The sequence below is a fragment of the Kribbella koreensis genome (assembly GCF_039525325.1).
Lineage (GTDB): Bacteria > Actinomycetota > Actinomycetes > Propionibacteriales > Kribbellaceae > Kribbella > Kribbella koreensis.
The window spans coordinates 115,473-134,288 of sequence record NZ_BAAAHK010000011.1 but is presented as its reverse complement, the minus strand read 5'-3'; the positions used below and the strand labels follow the sequence as shown (position 1 = coordinate 134,288).

Below are 18,816 nucleotides of genomic sequence, written 5' to 3'. Positions count from 1 at the left end.
CCTGGGTGCCCCCTGAGATCGGCGGAAATCTCGTTCCGGTGGCCGGGCGGTGGGGATATCGTTCGGGGTTATGGACAATCTGCCCGAGCGCCAGAATCCGCATGCACATCTGCGGGCCTCCGACACCGATCGGGACCAGGTCGTCGACGTGTTGCGGGATGCGTTGATGGCCGGGCGGCTGACGCAGGACGAGCACGCTGAGCGGCTCGAGCAGACGTTGCAGGCCAGGACCTTGGGGGAGCTCGAGCCGATCACCCAGGACCTGGCGGTACCGGGTCAGCCGTTCCAGCCGGTCGCCGCGGCGTCGAACAGTCCGGTGCCGATCGAGGAGCCGGCCAACCCGTCCGACAGTTTCGAGGCGATGGTCGCCGTCTTCGGTGGCGGTGAGCGCAAGGGCCGCTGGCGGGTCAAGCGGCGGATCAACGCGATCTGCGTCTTCGGCGGCCACGACCTGGACATGACGGATGCCGTCTTCGAGGGTCGCGAGGTGACGATCTGGGCGTTCGCGATGTTCGGCGGGATCGACATCACCGTGCCGGACAGCGTCGAGGTGCGCAACGAAGGCGTCGGGATCTTCGGCGGCTTCGGCGCCCGCGGCGGCGAGTCACCCGACCCGAACGCTCCGGTTGTCATCGTCAAGGGCATCGCGCTGTTCGGCGGCGTCGGTGGCCAGGTCAGCTCGCGCCGCCACAAGAAGCGGTTCCGCGACCAGGGCGGCCAGGGGCACGGCCAGCTGCACTAGATCCAGGACTTGAACCACATGCGGTTCAGCCAGTCCGGATGCGGCATCACCTTGTCGGTCAGGATCGGCCAGATGTAGGCGAAGTTCAGCACGACGAGGACGACGAAGGCGCCGACGACCGCGCTGCCGACCAGCCGGCGCGGCGTCGACGCCTGCAGCGCCTGTCTGGCCGGGCCGAGGATCTTGCCCAGCACCATCGCCAGCGCCATGCAGGTGAACGGGATCATCGTGACGGCGTAGAAGAAGAAGATCGGCCGGTCGTCGAAGAAGAACCATGGGATCCAGCAGGTGAAGAACCCGACGATCGGGATCCCGAACCGCCAGTCGCGCTGGGCGATCCAGAACACCAGCGCGGCGATCAGGGCCAGTGCGCCGGCCCACCACAGCAGCGGCGTACCGACGGCTGAGATCACCGACAGGCAGTTCACCCCGGCTTTCGCGGTGCAGCCGTCCGTACCGGGCTTGATGTCGTTGACCGCGTCGAACCCGATCGGGCGGGCGACGATCGGCCAGCCGGCCGGGTGCGACTGGTACGGATGGGTGGCGTTCTTGATGTAGTCGCCGGTGTGGAACGCCAGCACTTCCTGGTGATAGCGGATCAGCGACCGGAAGTCGTCGGGGATCACCTTCATCACGCCGTGCGCCGGATGGTTCGCCGCGTAGTCGTGGTCGTAGGCGTTGTCGTGCAGCAGCCAGCCGGTCCAGGTCGCCGTGTAGGTGATGCCGGCGACGAGCACGATGCTGACGAACGCGGGCAGGCCGTCGACGAAGACCGACTTGATGAACGCGCGCCGGGCGCCGAGCGCACGCCGGGCGCCGAGGTCCCAGGCGAAGACGAGGATGCCGAAGCCGGCCATCACCCAGACGGCCGACCACTTGGTACCGAGCGCCAGCCCGAAGCAGACGCCGGCTGCGAGTCGCCACGGCCGGATCAGCAGCCAGCGGCCGATCTTGCGGCTGCCGTCGCGGTGCTCGAGGGAGTCCGCGTGCCGGCGCCGGGTCCAGTCGCGGTCTGCCACCAGGCACGAAACGGCGGCGACCAGCCAGAAGGCGAGGAAGATGTCGAGCAGGGCGACCCGCGACATCACGAAATGCAGTCCGTCGACGGCGAGCAGCAGGCCGGCGATACAGCCGATCAGGGTCGAGCGCGTCATCCGGCGTACCGTCCGGATCACCAGGAGAACGGTCAAGGTGCCGAAGAGCGCCGGCATGAAGCGCCAGCCGAAGGTGTTCATCCCGAACAGCTGCTCACCGGCCGCGATCATCCACTTGCCGACCTCGGGGTGCACGGTCAGGCTCGGGGTGTCCTTGAAGACGTCCAGGTTGCCGGCCAGGATCGCCTTGTCGGCGGCCCCCTCCGGCTTGTCGATGAACTGCAGTGCATACCCGTGCTTGAGCAGCGAGTACGCGTCCTTGGCGTAGTACGTCTCGTCGAAGACGAACTTCACCGGGTTGCCGAGGTTCCAGAACCGCAGGATCGCCGCCAGCGCCGTGATCGCCAGGGTCGCGATCCAGCCGCCCTCGAAGTCCTTCGGCATCGGCGGGTAGAGCCGCTCCTTGAGCGGGGGCAACCGTCTACCGAGAACGTCCCGACCGAGCGTCTCCCGATCTTCCCCAGGCAGCTCAGCCGGCTGGGCGGTGTCATCCTCGATCACGGCAGTCACGTCGGCCATGGTACGGAGGATGCGGTACCACCGCCTCCCCGGCTGCGATGATGGCCGGTGTGACCGGGCGATTGGTGTTGGTGGGGACTCCTATTGGGGACTTTTCGGATGCGTCCGCGCGGTTGCGGCGGGTGTTGGGGGAAGTGGATGTGGTGGCCGCGGAGGATACGCGGCGGCTGAAGCGGCTGACCAGTGAGTTGGGGATCGTTGTCAGCGGGCGGGTGGTGAGCTTTTTCGAGGGGAACGAGCGGCAGCGGACCGATGAGTTGGTCGCGCTGCTGGTCGAGGGGCAGACGGTGGCGGTGGTGACCGATGCGGGGATGCCTAGCGTGTCGGATCCCGGCTACCGGCTCGTGGCTGCCGCGATCGAGGCCGGCGTACAGGTGACCGCAGTACCTGGGCCGTCGGCTGTGCTGACGGCGCTGGCGTTGAGCGGGCTGCCGGTGGACCGGTTCACCTTTGAGGGGTTTCTGCCGCGGAAGTCGGCGGAGCGGTCTAAACGGTTCCAGGAGCTGGCCCGGGAGCAGCGGACGATGATCTTCTTCGAGGCGCCGCATCGGCTGGCCGCCTCGCTCCAGGATCTGGCTGACGCGCTCGGCAAGGATCGCCGTACTGCGGTCTGCCGCGAGCTCACCAAGACGTATGAAGAGGTCAAGCGGGGCACGGCCGCCGAGCTGGCCGAATGGGCGGTCGACGGCGTCCGGGGCGAGATCACCATCGTCGTGGCTGGCGCCGACCCCTCCGCCCGCGAACTCGGCCCGGAGGAGCTGGCCGCTGAGGTAGCCGCCGACGAGGAAGCGGGCACCCCGCGTAAGCAGGCCATCTCGGATGTCGCCAAGCGGTTCGGAGTACCGAAGAGAACGGTCTACGACGCCGTACTGGCCGCCCGAGACCCTGGTAAGACCAGCTAGCCCGGCCCACTACCCTTTAGACATGTCCGAGAAGGCCTTTTACGTCACCACCCCGATCTACTACGTCACGGCCCCGCCGCACATCGGCAGCGCCTACACGACGGTGGCCGGGGACGTCCTGACCCGCTGGCACGCCCAGCGGGGCGAGCGCAAGTGGTACCTGACCGGTACCGACGAGCACGGCGAGAAGGTGATGCGCAGCGCTCAGGCGCAGGGCATGACCCCGCAGGAGTGGACGGACAAGCTTGTCGAGGAGGCCTGGAAGCCGGCCTGGGTGGACGTCGACATCGACTACGACGACTTCATCCGGACGACCGAGAAGCGGCACACCGAGCGGGTCCGCGACTTCTGGCAGACGCTGTACGACAAGGGCGACGTCTACAAGGGCGAGTACGAGGGCCTGTACTGCGTCGGCTGTGAGGAGTTCAAGCTCCCCGCGGACATCCGGACCGACGAGGACGGCACCCAGCGGTGCATGATCCACGGCACCGAGCTGGAGACGGTCTCGGAGACCAACTACTTCTTCCGGCTCTCGGCGTACGCCGACAAGCTGATCGAGCTGTACGAGTCCCAGCCGGACTTCGTCGCGCCGTCGAGCGCCCGCAACGAGGTCATCTCGTTCGTGAAGCAGGGCCTGCAGGACCTGTCGATCACCCGGTCGACCTTCGACTGGGGCATCCCGGTCCCGTGGGACGAGGACCACGTCCTCTACGTGTGGATCGACGCGCTGCTCAACTACGTCACCGCGGCCGGCTACGGCACCGACCCGGAGCGGTTCGAGGAGCTGTGGCCGGTCGACGTGCACCTGGTCGGCAAGGACATCCTCCGCTTCCACGCGGTGATCTGGCCGGCCATGCTGATGGCCGCGGGCGTCGCCGTACCGAAGCAGGTGTTCGCGCACGGCTGGCTGCTGGTCGGCGGCGAGAAGATGAGCAAGTCGAAGCTGACCGCGATCGCGCCGAAGGAGATCACCGACCACTTCGGCTCGGACGCCTTCCGGTACTACTTCCTGCGGACGATCCAGTTCGGCTCGGACGGCTCCTTCTCCTGGGAGCACCTGAACGCCGTCTACACCTCCGAGCTCGCGAACGGTCTGGGCAACCTGGCCAGCCGGATCGCCGCGATGGTGAACAAGTACTTCGACGGCGAACTGCCCGAGCCCACCGACCACGGCCCCGCCGAGCAGGCCCTGGCCGACAAGCTCGCCGAGACCGTCGCGGCCGCTGACAAGGCGATCGACTCCCTGGCCTTCCACGACGCCTTGGCTGCCATCAACGACCTCGTCGGCGCCGTCAACGGCTACGTCTCCGAGCAGGAGCCCTGGAAGGTGGCGAAGGACGAGTCCCAGAAGGCCCGCCTGGCCACCATCCTCTACACCTCGGCCGAGGTACTCCGTGCCGTCGCCGTCCTGCACAACCCGACCATGCCCAAAACAGCCGCCAAGCTCTGGACCCTCCTAGGCGCTGAAGCCAAGCTGGGCCCCCTCAAGGACCAGCGAATCCAGGAAGCCGGCACCTGGGCTCAACTCCCCGTCGGCTCCATCCTGGTCAAGGGCGACTCCCTCTTCCCCCGCCTGGCCGACCCGGACGCGTAGCCGGCCGGGAATATTCGCGCCGCTCCTGTCATTGAAGACTCAAGTACTTCACTTGACGCTTCAATGAATAGGAGCAGTGCGATGCGAGCGGTTGTCTTCGAAGAGTTCGGTGGGCCCGAGGTTCTGCAGGTCAAGGACGCCAAGGAGCCGCAGGCCGGCCAGGGCGAGGTCCGGGTCGCGGTCAAGGCCGCCGGCGTCAACCCGATGGATTTCAAGGTCCGGTACGGCTGGTTCGACAGCTTCATGCCGACCACGTTCCCGGCGATCCCGGGAGCCGAGGTGGCCGGTGTGGTCGACCAGATCGGTGAGGGCGTGACCGAGTTCGCTGTCGGAGACGAGGTCGTCGGCTGGTCCCAGGGCGGCTCGTACGCCGAGTACGCGCTGCTCGGTGTGGCCACCAAGAAGCCCGCGAACGTCTCGTGGGAAGAGGCTGTCGCCGTCCCGGTCGCCGGTGAGACCGCGGCCCGGGTGCTGAACGAGCTCGGCCTCAAGGAGGGCGAGACGCTGCTGTTGCACGGAGCTGCCGGTGGGGTCGGCTCGGTCGGCGTCCAGCTCGCCGTCGCGCTCGGCGCGACCGTGATCGGTACGGCGTCCGAGGCCAACCACGAGTACCTGCGCTCGCTCGGCGCGATCCCGATCACCTACGGCGAGGGCCTGGTCGACCGGGTCAAGGAGGTCGCTCCGCAGGGTGTCGACGCCGTCTTCGACGCGGCCGGCAAGGGCGGGCTGCAGGAATCGATCGAGCTGCGCGGCGGTACCGACCGGATCGTCACGATCGCCGACATGGCGGCCGGTGAGATCGGCGTGACCGTCTCCAGTGGGGGCGTGGCGGACGACGTCAAGAAGGCCGGTCTGGCCGAGCAGGTCCAGCTGGTCGCCGATGGCAAGCTGAAGCCGGCCATCGCCAAGACCTTCACGCTCGACGAGGCCCGCGCGGCGCACGGGGTCAGCGAGGCCGGGCACAACCGCGGCAAGCTCGTCATCGTGGTCTGACCCGTCCGGTGACGCTTTTCTACAAGACCGTACGGCGGTGACGTCGTACGGTCTTGTCAGAAGACACCGATGGGAGTTGGACATCATGGCCGACTATCTGGCCACAGCGCAGACCGAGATCGACGCGTCGCCCGAGCGGGTCTGGGACGTCCTGACCGACCCGGCGCAGATCAAGAAGTTCATGTTCGGGGCCGACGTGGAGACCGACTGGCAGCCGGGCAGCCCGATCACCTGGCAGGGCGAGTACGAGGGCAAGCAGTACACCGACAAGGGTGAGATCGTCGCGGTCGAGAAGGCCCGGTTGCTCAAGGTGACGCACTACAGCCCGTTGAGCGGGCAGCCCGACGTACCGGAGAACTACCACACGCTCACCTACTCACTGTCTGCCACCGAAGGCGGCACGCGGCTGAAGCTGACCCAGGACAACAACGGCAGCCAGGAAGAGGCGGATCACTCCAGCGGCATGTGGGAGATGCTCGTGAAGGGTGTCAAGGAGGCCTCCGAAGGCTAGTAAGATCCGACGGTGACCAGTCGATTACGGCCTGGCATCGGGCTGCTCGGGTGGTGGCTGTTGGTGCCGCTCAGCGCGGTCCTGTTGCTGGTCCGGATCGGCGACTCGACCGGCGAGAGCGTCCGCTGGGTGCTCACCTGGCTGATCGCTGTACTCCTGCCAGGCACGCTCCTCTGGCGCGCACTGGCCGGCGGCCGCTCGTTGACGCAGGACCTGGGCTTCGGCGCAGTGCTCGGGCTCGCCTGGCAACTGGCCGTCTGGGCGATCTGTACGGCGCTCGGCCTCCCGCTACTCCAGTGGGCCTTCGTCGCCGGCTTACTGCTGTTCTTCGCGTTCAACAAGGCACTGCGACCGCCGGTCGCCGCCCCACCACGCTGGTGGCACGTACTGCTCGTCTCCAGCCTCCTACTGGCGATGGTCCGGACCGTGCTCGTCCTCCTGCGCCCCGTCCCGCTCCCGCCGCTGCCGGCGACCCGCCACCAAGACATCTGGTACCAACTCGGTCTGGTCCAGCAGCTACTGCACGACGTCACGCCGCGGGACCCATGGGTGCTGGGCGAGCCTCTGATCTACCACTGGTTCGCGACCGCCTCCATGGCGAGCGGCTCCGTGATGGCCGACGTTCGGCCGGCCACGGTGCTCATTCATCAGTGGCCGCTGACCATGCTGCTCACGCTGGTCCTGGTCGGCTGGGCGGCCGGGGAGTTGCTCAGCGAGCGCAAGTGGGCCGCACCGCTCGCCGGCCTGCTCGCTGGAGTCCTGCCGGGTGCGATCCAACTGGTCAACACCCCAACGGCCAACATGTCGGCTGCTCAGGTGGTGCAGGGACCGACCGGCACCATGGCGGCGGTGGTGATGCTGGGCCTGCTCGGGCCGACCGTACTGATCCTGCGACGCCAGGCAGGACGAGGTGTCTGGACAGTGATGGTCCTGATGCTCGCCTTGGCGACGGGGACGAAGCCGACCTTGCTCCCGATCATGCTGGCCGGCTGTCTGCTGGCAGGCGGCGTGGCCTGGGTTGCCGAGCGCGAGGCGCCATGGCGGATCGCGGCGTTGACCGGTGTTACGGCGACCTTCTTGTTGGCCTCCTCGTTCGCGCTGACCGGTAGTACAGGCGGCAGCCGGTTCCAGTTGCTCGCCGCACTCCGGGTCCAGCCGTACTACCAGGCCGTCACCGGCGACAAGTCCTACCCGGCCACGGGCAACTGGGTGCTGCCGTCGCTGGAGCACGGCGACGCCCGGATGATCCTCTTCGCGGTCGTGCTCGTGACCTATTACTTACTGGTCGACGCGCCCCGGCTGCTGACGCTGCTCGGTATGAAGATGTCGCCGATGCGCCGCGACCCGGCGTACTGGTGGATCAGTGGCTGTGTGGCGGCCGGGACCGGGGTGACGCTCGTGTTCTCGCACACGGGCTATTCGGAGTACCACTTCCTCGGCGCGATCCTGGCGCTCGGGATTGTCGGCGTGGTGGCCGTTGGCGTGAACCTGGCCGGGCAGACGCGGCCTCGGGACCTCGTCATCGTCGCAGTGGCCGGGCTGGCGACGGCTGTTGCGCTCTACCTCTTCTGGCCCACTGACACCGAGACCCACACGGTGGCGCGCGCAGCAGCCGGGTTGCTGGCGCCTTTCGGAGTACTGGCCCTGGTCGGGAGCCTGGTGATCCTGGGGATCAACCGGACGCGGCAGGCCGCCTCGGCCGCAGTGCAGGTGATCGTGCTGACGGTCGCGGCCAGTCTGCCGGTGCAGTTCATCGTGATCGGGGACGCGCTGCGGGACGCGTCGAAGCCGCTGCCGCCGCCGAACATCGAGTACCGGACGTATCTCACCCGCGAAGAGCAGAGCGCGATGCTCTGGCTGAGCAAGCACCTCGAGCCCAACGATGTGGCCGTCAGCAACGTCTTCTGCATGCCGGTCCCGTACCGGCCGGGTTGCCCCAACGATGCGTACTGGATGTCCGGGCTCAGCGGAGTGCAGATGTGGATGGGCGGCTGGGCCTATGCACCGGCCAACCTGGCCGCCACCGAGCACAAGCACAGCTTCCTGCTTCAGCAGTCGCCCTGGCCCGACCGAGTGCTGGACAGCCGGATCGCCGTCGAGAAACCGTCTGAGGCACACCTCGCCAAACTGGCCGGCGACGTCGGTGTCACCTTGATCATCGGGGATCTGCGGGCCGGCCCGGTCTCACCGAAGCTGGACCAGCTGGCCATCCCGATCTACCGGAACCAAGACATCCGGATCTACCGGCTCAAATGACTAAGTAGTCTGGACCCCATGTCTACCGACGGTGTGGAGGTCGCTCGCCCGACGCGGGAACGTGCTGCTATCGGGGAGGACGGCCGGTCACGCGATCGCAGCCGTCCCGCGGTGCCGGACCCGTTGCCGATGAGCGTGGTCGACGCGCACTGCCATCTGGACATCGCCGACGGCGAGGACGGCAACTGGCTGGCCGCCGCCGAGGCGATCAAGCTGGCGTCGTCGGTCGGTGTCACCCGGATCGTCCAGGTCGGTTGCGATCTGCCCGGCGCGGTCTGGGCGGTCGAGGCCGCCGACCAGTATCCGAACCTCATCGCCGGTATCGCCCTGCATCCCAACGAAGCGCCCAAGCTTGCCGCTGTCGGCGAACTGGACGATGCGCTGGCCGAGATCGAGCGGCTTGCGTCGAGTTCGCCCAAGGTCCGGGTCATCGGAGAGACCGGCCTCGACTACTTCCGGACCGGTGAGGACGGCCGGGCCGCGCAGCATGAGTCGTTCGCCGCGCACATCGAGCTGGCCAAGCGGCTCGACAAGACGCTGATGATCCACGACCGGGACGCGCACGACGACATCCTGAAGATCCTGGACCGCGAAGGCGTGCCGGACCGGCTCGTCATGCACTGCTTCTCCGGCGACACCGAGTTCGCCCGCGAATGCGTCAACCGGGGCGCGTTCCTGAGCTTCGCCGGGGTGGTAACGTTCAAGAACGCGCAGTCGCTGCGGGACGCGCTCGCGGTCACGCCGCTGGATCGCGTGCTGGTCGAGACGGACGCGCCGTACCTGACCCCGTCGCCGCATCGCGGCCAGCCGAACGCGTCGTACCTGATCCCGCACACGGTCCGGAAGATGGCCGGCGTGCTGAACATCTCGGTCGCCGAGCTGTGCCAGGCGCTGTCCGACAACGCCGACCGCGCGTTCGGTGGTTCGTGGTAACTGTTCTCACCGACTCCGACATCGCCGCGCGGCTGGATGCGCGCACGGCTGTCGGCTGGATGCGCTCGGCACTGCTCGCCGCGCATCGGGGTGAGCTGCACTCGCCACCGCGGGTCAGTACGTCGCTGGGGGACGGTCGACTGGTGTTCACGACCGGGGCGCTGGAGGGGGAGTGGTACGGGTACCGCTCGTACGACTCCTTCGATTCATCGCCGGGCGCGCAGGTCGTGGTGGTCCACGACCTGCGGACCGGGATCGTCCGTGGAGTTGCCGTGGGCAATGAATTGGGTCCGCGACGGGTGGGAGCCATCGGGGCGGTCGCGGTCGACGCGCTGGCTGTGGCCGGGGCGTCCACGCTCGGCGTCGTCGGTACCGGCGTACGGGCGTGGAACCAGTTGTGGGCGATCTCGGTGGTTCGCGAGTTGACCGAGGTGACCGTCTTCAGCCGGTCGGTGGAGCGTCGGAACGCCTTTGCTGCAAGGGTTTCGGCGGAGTTGGGGCTGCCGGTCGTGGCGGCGCCGTCGGCCCGGGAGACGGTCGAGGGCAAGGAGTTGGTGGTGCTCGCGACGGACAGTCCGGTGCCGGTGATCGACGCGTCGTGGATCGCGCCGGGGAGTTACGTGACGACGCTCGGGCCGAAGCAGTTCGGGCGGGCCGAGTTCGGACCTGACCTGGTGGCGCGGGCGGACGTCGCCGTGACGGACTCGCTGGCCCAGACCGCGGCATACGACCCGCCCTTCATTCTGACCGGGACGCTGCAACACGACCGGCTGGTGAGTCTGGGCGCAGTACTGGCTGGAGATGTGCCTGGTCCGTTGCCCGGGCAGACGGTGGTCTTATGTTCGGTGGGGCTGGCGGGGACCGAGACGTACCTGCTGGCCAAGTTGCTGGGCTGATAGACAGGCCTCATGGAGTTCAGTGAGGTCGTCCGGCGCCGGCGCATGGTCCGAAACTACGATCCGGACCGGCCGGTGCCTGCCGAGATCCGGGAGCGGATCCTGGAAAACGGTCTCCGGGCGCCGTCCGGCGGGTTCACCCAGGGCTGGGCGTTCCTGACCATCGAGGGCGACGATCGGGAGCGGTACTGGCGGATCGCGGCCGAAGATCCGGACGAGAAGTATGTGGAGTGGATCACAGGGCTGCGGCGCGCGCCGCTGCTGATCTTCGCCTTCGCCCACAAGGACGCGTACCTCGACCGGTACACCGCGCCGGACAAGGGCTGGACCGACCGCGACGAGAAGCACTGGACTGCGCCGTACTGGTACATCGATACCGGGATGGCGGCGCTGCTGATGCTGCAGACGGTGGTCGACGAAGGCTTGGGTGCTTGCCTTTTCGGCCCTCCGGCGGAGAAGGTCGGGCGGTTGAAGGAGGAGTTCGGAGTACCGGACGGCTTCGATCCGATCGGGGTCATCTCGATCGGTTACCGGGCCCCCGACAAGAGGTCGCCGTCGCTCAAAAGAGGGCGTCGCAGTACTGCCGAAGTGGTGCATCGGGGGCACTGGGGCCGTCACCAGGCGTGAGCGGCCCGTTACACCTTTTTGCGCCACGCCGACTAGGGGATTGGCACTCTGGCGACTTATTCGTTACTGTCCCGTGATGTTGGCCGGGATCGGGGAAGGTTCCGGACGGCACGCCCCTCGGCGTCGGACCCCGGCAACGCGGACCGATTCCTGTGTCGTCCCACCCCGTGCCCGGGTAGCTCTACCTGGGAGCGTTAGTGCGTAAGTCCATCATCGCGGCCGTGGGCGCCACGGCTGTGTTCGCCGTCGTGGGCGGCTCCGTGGCCTATGCGACCAAGAGCAAGACCGTCAGTCTGTCCATCGATGGCCAGGTCCAGAAGGTGCACACCTTCGGCTCGACCGTCGGGGACGCCCTGAAGGCGAAGAAGATCCAGGTCGGCGAGCGTGACCTGGTGGCCCCCTCGCTGGACGCCAAGCTGCAGGACGGGCAGGAGATCGCGGTGCAGTACGGCCGCCAGCTCACCGTCAACGCGGATGGCACGAAGAGAAGCTTCTGGACCACGGCGGACAGCCTCAGCGAGGCGATGACCGACCTGGGCCTTCGATATGACGGAGCAGTCTTCTCCACCAGTCGGAGCGCCCCCATCGGGCGTGAGGGCCTGGAGCTGACCGTTCGCACCCCCAAGACCCTGCAGATCGTCCGCCTCGGCAAGGCGGTCGCGGTGAAGTCGATGGCGACGACGGTGGGCGAGGCGCTGACCAGCGCCAAGATCCCGTTCGACTCCAACGACCGGATCGTCCCGGCGGTGGCCACCGTGCTCAAGCCCGGCAGCATCACCCGGGTCACCGTGGTGAAGGTCGAGACGAAGTCGGTCACCGAGAAGCAGGCGATCGCCTTCGGTAAGAAGGAGACCAAGGACGCCACGATGCTCGAGGGCGAGACCAAGACGACCGCCAAGGGCGTCGCGGGCTCCAAGAGCGTCAAGTACCTGCTCACCTACCTGGACGGCAAGCTGGCGAGCAAGAAGCTCGTCACCAGCTCGGTCGTCACCGCGCCGGTCGACGAACTCGTCACGGTCGGTACCAAGAAGAAGCCGGTCGAGGACACTCCGCCGGCCACCGGTGGCAACGCCGGCGCCTGGGACCGGATCGCCGCTTGTGAGTCGGGCGGCAACTGGGCCTCCAACACCGGCAACGGGTACTACGGTGGCCTGCAGTTCGACCACGGCACCTGGGCCGCGTACGGCGGTACGGCGTACGCCAACAACGCCAACGGTGCGTCCAAGGCGCAGCAGATCGCGATCGCGGAGAAGGTCAAGGCCGACCGCGGTGGCTACGGCGCCTGGCCCGTCTGCGGCAAGAAGGCTTGATTCTGAGCCTGACCTGCGAGACTGGCGCTTGTGACCAGCGCTGATTCGTCCACTTCCGCCGGACCGAGACTTCTCGGTCCGGCGGAAGTGCGTTCACTGGCCGCGCAGCTCGGGGTCCGCCCGACCAAGCAGCGCGGCCAGAACTTCGTGATCGACCCGAACACGGTCCGCCGGATCGTCCGCGCCGCCGACCTGTCGGCCGACGGTGAGACCGTGCTCGAGGTGGGGCCGGGGCTGGGGTCGCTGACGCTCGCGTTGCTTGCCGAGGGCCACCGGGTCACCGCGGTCGAGATCGACCCGGTGCTGGCCGGGGCGCTGCCGGCCACGATCGCGGAGTACGCGCCGAACCAGGCCGCTGCGCTGACCGTCGTCGAGGCGGACGCGATGACCGTCGTACCGGATCAGATCGGCTCGCCCTCGGCGTGTGTGGCCAACTTGCCGTACAACGTCGCAGTGCCGGTCCTGTTGCATCTGCTGGCGATCTCGCCGTCGTTGCGGCACGGGCTCGTGATGGTGCAGTCGGAGGTGGCTGACCGGCTCGCGGCGCCGCCGGGCTCACGGACGTACGGCGTACCGTCCGCCAAGGCCGCCTGGTACGCCGACGTGCGCCGAGCCGGCCCGATCGGGCGCAACGTCTTCTGGCCGGCGCCGAACGTCGACTCCGGCCTGGTCGCCTTCACCCGCCGCGAACCACCCGCTTCCACCGCATCGCGCGAAGAAGTCTTCAAGGTGATCGAGGCCGCCTTCTCCCAGCGCCGCAAGACCGTCCGCTCCGCGCTGGCCCGCTGGATGCCCGACCGCGACCGCCTCGACGCCGCTCTTGCGCAGGCCGGCGTCGACCCCTCGCTGCGCGGCGAGATGTTGGGAATCGAACAGTTCGCCGCGATCGCCGACGCTGGGCATTAGCCTGTGCCCGTGTCAGCTCATCAGGTCACGGTCCGGGCGCCGGCCAAGATCAATCTCGGCCTGTCCGTCGGTCCGCCGCGTCCGGACGGTTTCCATCCGCTCGCGACGGTGTACCAGGCCGTTGCCCTGTACGACGATGTGACGGCGACCCTGCGCGACGACTCCGACGTCACCGTCGAGGTGCTCGGTGACTTCGCCGCGGACGTCCCGACCGACAGCACGAACCTCGCCGTCAAGGCGGCCCGGGTGCTGCAGGCGGAGTACGACGTCGAAGAAGGCGTCGACCTCGTCATCCGCAAAACCATCCCGGTCGCGGGCGGTATGGCCGGCGGCTCCACGGACGCCGCTGCCACCCTCGTCGCCTGCAACCGGCTGTGGGGCCTCGGGCTCACCCAGCCCGAACTGGAACACCTAGCGGCCGACCTGGGCAGCGACGTCCCCTTCTGCCTCGTCGGCCACACCGCCCTGGGCCGTGGCCGAGGCGAACAGGTGACCGAGGTGATGTCCCGAGGCACCTTCCACTGGGTCTTCGCCATCGCCGAAGGCGGCCTCTCCACCCCCGCCGTCTTCCGCGAACTCGACCGCCTCCGCCCCCTCCGCCGGGTAGAACCCCCCGAAGTCCACCCCGAACTCCTCACCGCCCTACTCTCCGGCCAGCCCGCAGCCCTGGCAGTTGCCCTAAGCAACGACATGCAAGCCGCCGCCCTCTCCCTACGCCCCGAACTCTCCGCCACCCTCCAGTTCGGCCTGGACCAAGGCGCCCTGGCCGCCATGATCTCCGGCTCCGGCCCCACCTGCCTCTTCCTGGCCGCCGACAGCCGCCGAGCCGTAGACCTGGCAGTAGAACTGGCCGAATCCGGCCTCTGCCGAATGGTCCGCCAAGCCGAAGGCCCAGTCCCCGGCGCCAGAATCCTCCCAGCCCCCATCCCCCGCTAAGCGTCGTGCGAGCTGCCGCGACCGCGGTTTATCTCTTCGGCTTGGGTGCGGTGGAGGGCGGCTGCGGTGGGGTTGCCGGCGGCTTCTAGGGAGTCGGCTAGGTGGGTGAGGATGAGGTGGTGGCGTTGGCCGTCGTCGTAGTGGGTGGCGATGGTCAGGGCCTCTTCCAGGTGGTGGATGGAGGTGGGGAGGTCGCCAGCGAGGCGGAGGGTTACGCCTAGTTCGTCCAGGGCTTCGGCTAGGGACAGTTGGTCGTTGAGGGTTTTGAAATTGGTGGCGGCTTGGTGGAGGTGGGTTGCCGAGGAGGCCAGGTCGCCGGCTTGTTGGTAGGCGACGCCGGAGCCTAGGAGGGCGATGGCCAGGTGGTGGTGGGCGTTGTTCTGGGTGCTGAGGGCGATGGCCTCGTCGTAGGACGCGCGTTGGGCTGCGGCTTGGCCCAGGCGGCCTTGGGAGTTGCCGATGTTGATGTGGGCGATGGTCGCGCCGGGCGCGTCATCTAGTTCGCGGTAGAGCGTGAGGGCTTGTCGGCCGGCGTTGATGGCTTGTTGGTAGTTGCCGTTGAGGTCCAGGACGTGGCTCAGGTTGGCCAGTGCCAGTGCCTCGCCGACCAGGTCGTGGGCGGATTCGAAGAGGTCGCGGCTGCGGTGGAGTTCGGCGATGGAGTCGTCGGGGTGGCCGGCGCCGGAGCGGGCGAGGTCGAAGAGGACCAGGCCGAGGTCGCTGCGGATGTGGGCTTCGGCCTGGGGGTCGTCGACGATTTCGAGCGCAGTACGGAAGATTCGCAGGCAGTCGAGCCAGTGGCCCCGGGTGGCGTAGAAGGTGTGCAGGCCGATCACCAGGCGGATCACTGCGACAACTGGCACGTCAGCAGTTCGTGCGCCTTGGGAGACCAGTGCGACGAGGTGCGGGCGTTGGCCGTCGAGCCAGGACAGGGCCGCGCCGCCGTCCTCGTACTTCCGGCCTCCGTTGACGATCGGCGGTTGAGCCCGGTACCAGGGCAGCCGACCGGATCGGGGGAAAGCGAGTTCGATCGACTGCCAGGCCGCCGATGCGTACAGGTCGAGGATCCGGGTGATCACGGCAGCCTGCAGCTCCGGACTGACGCTCGCGTGCGCCCGCTCTCTCGCATACATTCGCAGGAGATCGTGCAGTCGGTACCGCCGTGGCGCCAGCGATTCGATCAGATGCAGGTTGCAAAGGTCCTCGAGCGCATCCAACGCCGCATGCTCATCGCAATCGAGCAGCCGGGCCGCGACTTCAACGGTCAGATCAGGTCCATCCGGTACTCCGAACAGCGCGAACGCCCCTGCCGCCCGCTGCTCGCGGTCGCTGGGCCCAGCCGCCAGGTCGTCGATCGAGACGTCGAAGCTGGCCCGTACTCCCAGCTCGTGATCCTCCAGTTGATCCAGCCGCCGGCGCTCGTCCTGCAGCAGACCGGCGAGGTGGGCCAGCGGCCATTGGGGTCGTGCCGCCAGGCGGCCGGCGGCGATCTTCAGGGCGAGGGGGAGGAGACCGCAGGCCTCGACGATCGATTGCGCGGCCTGCGGTTCGGCGTCGACCCGGGTGGCGCCGACGGCCGTACGGAGCAGGTCGAGGCCTTCTGATGGAGTCAGCAGCCCGAGGCGCAGGATCTGCGCGGTCGGCATCCCGGACAGCTCGTGCCGGCTGGTGATGATGACGGCGGAGCGGCCGGTGCCGGGTAGCAGGGACTGGACCTGGGTTGCGTCTCGCGCGTTGTCGAGCAGGATCAGCGCTCGGCGGCTGGCGAGCAGCGTCCTCAGTCGGGCGGCGGCCTCGTCGACCTGGACTGGTACGTCCGGGCCGGACAGACCAAAGGCGCGGAGGAGGTAGTTGAGGGCTTCGAGCGGCGAGACAGCCGCTTCGGTGTCGTAGCCGTGGAGATCCAGGTAGGCCTGGCCGTCGGGGTACTCCGCGATCGCCGAGTGCGCGGCCTTCACCGCGAGCGTCGTCTTGCCGACACCACCCATCCCCGTGATGGCGACGATCGCGACGCGAGACCCACTGGTGAGCACCGAGTGCAACGCATCAAGATCGCCCGTACGCCCGGTGAACCCCGCATCTGGCATCGGCAACTGCCGAGGCACCACCGCCTCACCCGCCGCCCCTGATCCCGCCCCCGAGCCTGGCGCCCCCGAACCAGACCCCGACTCCGAACCAGACTCCGACCCCGAGCCCGCCGGCTCCGACCCCGACCGTGCCCTCCCTGACACTGCGTTGCTGGTCGACGGCTGCCCATCGGACCTTGGACGCCGCTGACGGCGCGCGGCTGCGCTGAAAGCCTGGCGCTCATCGGCGGTCAGACCCATGGCGTAGGCCAGCGCGTTCGCGGTGTCCGCCCGCGGGAACCGGCGGACGCCGCGCTCCAGCGCGCTGATCGCCGCGAGGCTGACCCCGGTCAGCTCCGCGAGTTTCTGTTGCGTGAGGCCGGCTGCTTTGCGGTGGCGGTGGAGCAGGGTTGCGAAGTCCGGGTCCATCGGCCGTCCTCTCCGAAACTCGATCGCCAGCGCCTCACCGGCAGGTTATCCTCGCAAAGTCAGTCGTCCGCGGTACCGCAGAGAAGGAGTCTCAGATGCGCCGAGCGTCGGTCTACGCCATCACTCCTGATCGCTGCGACGCACCCGCGAGGACCCTTGAATACTCTGACGATGGGCATTCTGGCGCATGTCGACGCCGGTAAGACCAGCCTGACCGAACGCCTGCTGTACGCCGCGGGCGTGATCGACCACGTCGGCCGCGTCGACGACGGCAGTACCCGTACCGACTCGATGGACCTCGAACGCCGGCGCGGGATCACCATCCGCTCGGCGGTCGTCTCGTTCGAACTGGGTGACCTGACCGTCAATCTGATCGACACCCCCGGGCACTCCGACTTCATCGCCGAGGTCGAGCGCGCGCTGTCCGTGCTGGACGGTGCCGTGCTGGTCATCTCGGCGGTCGAGGGTGTCCAGGTGCAGACCCGGTTGCTGATGCGCACGCTGACCCGGCTGCGCATCCCGACGCTGCTGTTCGTCAACAAGATCGACCGGATGGGAGCCCGGTACGACGAGTTGCTGGCGGACATCGCCCGGCTCCTCACACCGTCCGCCGTACCGATGGGATCCGTGACCGACCTCGGCACCAGGCAGGCGAAGTACCAGCCGTTTCCTCTGGAAAACAAGGCGCTCAAGGAGCTGCTTGGGGAGGGCAATGACCAGTTCCTGGCCAAGTACCTGGATGATGAAATAGAGCCAGAGGACTGCCGGCGGGAGCTGGTCGAGCAGGTACGGCGGTTGCGTGTGCATCCGGTGTACTTCGGCTCGGCGATGACCGGCGAAGGGGTGCCCGAGGTGATCGACGGCATCCGCGAGTGGTTGCCACGGGCAACTGGCAACAATGATGAGCCACTCAGAGCCCAGGTGTTCAAGGTGGAACGCGGGCCCGCGGGGGAGAGGATCGCGTCGGCGAGGGTGTTCGCCGGGCGACTCCAGGCGCGGCAGCCGGTCGCCGTGCATCACGGTGCGACGCAGGACGCCGGCCGCGGCGCATCGACGTACGAGGTCAAGCCGACGTCGGTGCAGGTATTCGATCGCGGCGGCACTCGGACGGCCGACACCGCCGAGGCGGGGCGGATCGTTGCCTTGCGCGGGCTCAAGCAGGTGCAGATCGGGGACCAGCTCGGGGTGCCGACCGGCCAGGGCGGGCAGCTCTTCGCGCCGCCGACGCTGGAGACAGTCGTTCGGGCGCAGGATCGGGTGAAGTTGTTTCAGGCGTTGCAGCAGCTTGCCGAGCAGGACCCGTTGATCCGGGTGCGGAAGGACGCCCGCGGGCAGATCTCGGTGAATCTGTACGGCGAGGTGCAGAAGGAGGTGATCGCGTCGCTGCTGGAGGAGGAGTACGGGCTCGCGGTCAGCTTCAGTGAGACGACGCCGATCCACGTCGAGCGACCGATCGGAACCGGTACCGCGGTCCGCGAGATCGGTGAACCCGGCAACCAGTGGTGCGCGGCCGTCGGCTTCCGCATCCGGCCGGCACCCGTTGGTACCGGCATCGACTACCGCCTGGAGGTCGAGCTCGGCGGGTTGCCGCGCGCGTTCCACACCGCGATCGAGGAGACGACGCGGCTCACCCTGCAGCAGCAAGGGCTGCAGGGGTGGGAGGTGGTGGATTGCCGGGTGGACCTCATCCGCACCAACTACGTGTCGCCCGTCACCGTCGCTGCGGACTTCCGCCGACTCGTGCCGCTGGTACTCACGCAGGCGCTGCAGGAAGCCGGGACGAGGGTGTACGAGCCGGTCAACTCCTTCGACCTGGAGCTGCCGCCGGATTCTGTCGCATCGGTGATCGCCAAGCTCGCCGAGGCCAACGCGGCCCTGGAAAACACCGAAGTCGCGCCGGACCGGGCAACGCTCAAGGGCCGGATCCCGGTCGGCCGGATCCACGCCTTCGAAGCGCAGCTTCCCGGCCTGACCCACGGTGAGGGGGTCCTGCTGACCACCTTCGACGGGTACCAGCCGATCACCGGTTAGGCTTGAGGGGA

15 protein-coding genes are annotated in these 18,816 nt (G+C 68.1%); 13 read left to right on the top strand and 2 right to left on the bottom strand.

From position 1 onward, the window contains the following. The first annotated feature begins 70 nt into the window (after positions 1-70). Positions 71-742, top strand: coding sequence for a DUF1707 SHOCT-like domain-containing protein (locus ABD116_RS22595; RefSeq protein ID WP_343973548.1), 672 nt, complete (start codon positions 71-73; stop codon positions 740-742). On the opposite strand, the gene ABD116_RS22590 is transcribed toward ABD116_RS22595, so the two are convergent. Continuing rightward, a complete protein-coding gene (locus tag ABD116_RS22590) occupies positions 739-2,415 on the bottom strand; it encodes a dolichyl-phosphate-mannose--protein mannosyltransferase (RefSeq protein ID WP_343973545.1) in 1,677 nt (558 codons plus the stop codon). The genes ABD116_RS22595 and ABD116_RS22590 overlap by 4 nt on opposite strands. A 38-nt stretch (positions 2,416-2,453) precedes the next feature. On the opposite strand from ABD116_RS22590, the gene rsmI reads away from it, so the two are divergent. The 11 genes from rsmI (at position 2,454) to ABD116_RS22535 (ending at position 14,279) form a co-directional block, all read left to right on the top strand. Continuing rightward, entirely contained in the window at positions 2,454-3,317 is an 864-nt protein-coding gene (gene rsmI / locus ABD116_RS22585) for a 16S rRNA (cytidine(1402)-2'-O)-methyltransferase (RefSeq protein WP_343973542.1), read from the top strand. Positions 3,318-3,339: 22 nt separating this feature from the next. Next, positions 3,340-4,911, top strand: a complete 1,572-nt coding sequence (gene metG / locus ABD116_RS22580; protein ID WP_343973539.1) for a methionine--tRNA ligase — start codon at positions 3,340-3,342, stop codon at positions 4,909-4,911. An 81-nt stretch (positions 4,912-4,992) separates the two neighbouring features. Next, positions 4,993-5,904, top strand: a complete 912-nt coding sequence (locus ABD116_RS22575) for an NADP-dependent oxidoreductase (protein WP_343973536.1) — start codon at positions 4,993-4,995, stop codon at positions 5,902-5,904. Positions 5,905-5,989: 85 nt separating this feature from the next. Further along, positions 5,990-6,415 carry an SRPBCC domain-containing protein gene (locus tag ABD116_RS22570; protein ID WP_343973533.1) on the top strand — a complete coding sequence of 142 codons (426 nt, stop codon included), beginning with the start codon at positions 5,990-5,992 and terminating at the stop codon, positions 6,413-6,415. A 12-nt stretch (positions 6,416-6,427) separates the two neighbouring features. Next, complete coding sequence (locus tag ABD116_RS22565; protein WP_343973530.1) at positions 6,428-8,671, top strand: hypothetical protein; 2,244 nt, start codon at positions 6,428-6,430, stop codon at positions 8,669-8,671. 18 nt (positions 8,672-8,689) lie between these two features. Then, positions 8,690-9,604 (top strand): TatD family hydrolase, encoded by a 915-nt coding sequence (locus ABD116_RS22560; protein WP_343973527.1) that lies wholly within the window; start codon positions 8,690-8,692, stop codon positions 9,602-9,604. Beyond that, entirely contained in the window at positions 9,598-10,500 is a 903-nt protein-coding gene (locus ABD116_RS22555; RefSeq protein ID WP_343973525.1) for a hypothetical protein, read from the top strand. The genes ABD116_RS22560 and ABD116_RS22555 overlap by 7 nt, the downstream gene beginning before the upstream one ends. 12 nt (positions 10,501-10,512) lie before the next feature. Beyond that, entirely contained in the window at positions 10,513-11,127 is a 615-nt protein-coding gene (locus ABD116_RS22550; protein ID WP_343973522.1) for a nitroreductase family protein, read from the top strand. A 197-nt stretch (positions 11,128-11,324) separates the two neighbouring features. Continuing rightward, positions 11,325-12,437 carry a resuscitation-promoting factor gene (locus tag ABD116_RS22545; protein ID WP_343973519.1) on the top strand — a complete coding sequence of 371 codons (1,113 nt, stop codon included), beginning with the start codon at positions 11,325-11,327 and terminating at the stop codon, positions 12,435-12,437. Positions 12,438-12,524: 87 nt separating this feature from the next. Next, positions 12,525-13,343, top strand: a complete 819-nt coding sequence (gene rsmA, locus ABD116_RS22540) for a 16S rRNA (adenine(1518)-N(6)/adenine(1519)-N(6))-dimethyltransferase RsmA (protein ID WP_343973516.1) — start codon at positions 12,525-12,527, stop codon at positions 13,341-13,343. 9 nt (positions 13,344-13,352) lie between these two features. After that, entirely contained in the window at positions 13,353-14,279 is a 927-nt protein-coding gene (locus tag ABD116_RS22535; RefSeq protein WP_343973514.1) for a 4-(cytidine 5'-diphospho)-2-C-methyl-D-erythritol kinase, read from the top strand. Here the strand turns inward: ABD116_RS22535 and ABD116_RS22530 are convergent. After that, positions 14,276-16,774 carry an NB-ARC domain-containing protein gene (locus ABD116_RS22530; protein ID WP_343973511.1) on the bottom strand — a complete coding sequence of 833 codons (2,499 nt, stop codon included), beginning with the start codon at positions 16,772-16,774 and terminating at the stop codon, positions 14,276-14,278. The genes ABD116_RS22535 and ABD116_RS22530 overlap by 4 nt on opposite strands. 171 nt (positions 16,775-16,945) lie before the next feature. On the opposite strand from ABD116_RS22530, the gene ABD116_RS22525 reads away from it, so the two are divergent. Further along, positions 16,946-18,805, top strand: coding sequence for a GTP-binding protein (locus tag ABD116_RS22525; protein ID WP_343973508.1), 1,860 nt, complete (start codon positions 16,946-16,948; stop codon positions 18,803-18,805). Positions 18,806-18,816 lie beyond the last annotated feature (11 nt).

Excerpts from the sequence above, each read along its gene's own strand:
- ABD116_RS22550 (WP_343973522.1), top strand. The coding sequence starts at position 10,513 with ATGGAGTTCAGTGAGGTCGTCCGGCGCCGGCGCATGGTCCGAAACTAC.
- ABD116_RS22575 (WP_343973536.1), top strand. The coding sequence starts at position 4,993 with ATGCGAGCGGTTGTCTTCGAAGAGTTCGGTGGGCCCGAGGTTCTGCAG.
- ABD116_RS22525 (WP_343973508.1), top strand. The coding sequence starts at position 16,946 with ATGGGCATTCTGGCGCATGTCGACGCCGGTAAGACCAGCCTGACCGAA.
- rsmI (WP_343973542.1), top strand. The coding sequence starts at position 2,454 with ATGATGGCCGGTGTGACCGGGCGATTGGTGTTGGTGGGGACTCCTATT.
- metG (WP_343973539.1), top strand. The coding sequence starts at position 3,340 with ATGTCCGAGAAGGCCTTTTACGTCACCACCCCGATCTACTACGTCACG.
- ABD116_RS22590 (WP_343973545.1), bottom strand. The coding sequence starts at position 2,415 with ATGGCCGACGTGACTGCCGTGATCGAGGATGACACCGCCCAGCCGGCT.
- ABD116_RS22560 (WP_343973527.1), top strand. The coding sequence starts at position 8,690 with ATGTCTACCGACGGTGTGGAGGTCGCTCGCCCGACGCGGGAACGTGCT.
- ABD116_RS22570 (WP_343973533.1), top strand. The coding sequence starts at position 5,990 with ATGGCCGACTATCTGGCCACAGCGCAGACCGAGATCGACGCGTCGCCC.
- ABD116_RS22530 (WP_343973511.1), bottom strand. The coding sequence starts at position 16,774 with ATGGACCCGGACTTCGCAACCCTGCTCCACCGCCACCGCAAAGCAGCC.
- ABD116_RS22595 (WP_343973548.1), top strand. The coding sequence starts at position 71 with ATGGACAATCTGCCCGAGCGCCAGAATCCGCATGCACATCTGCGGGCC.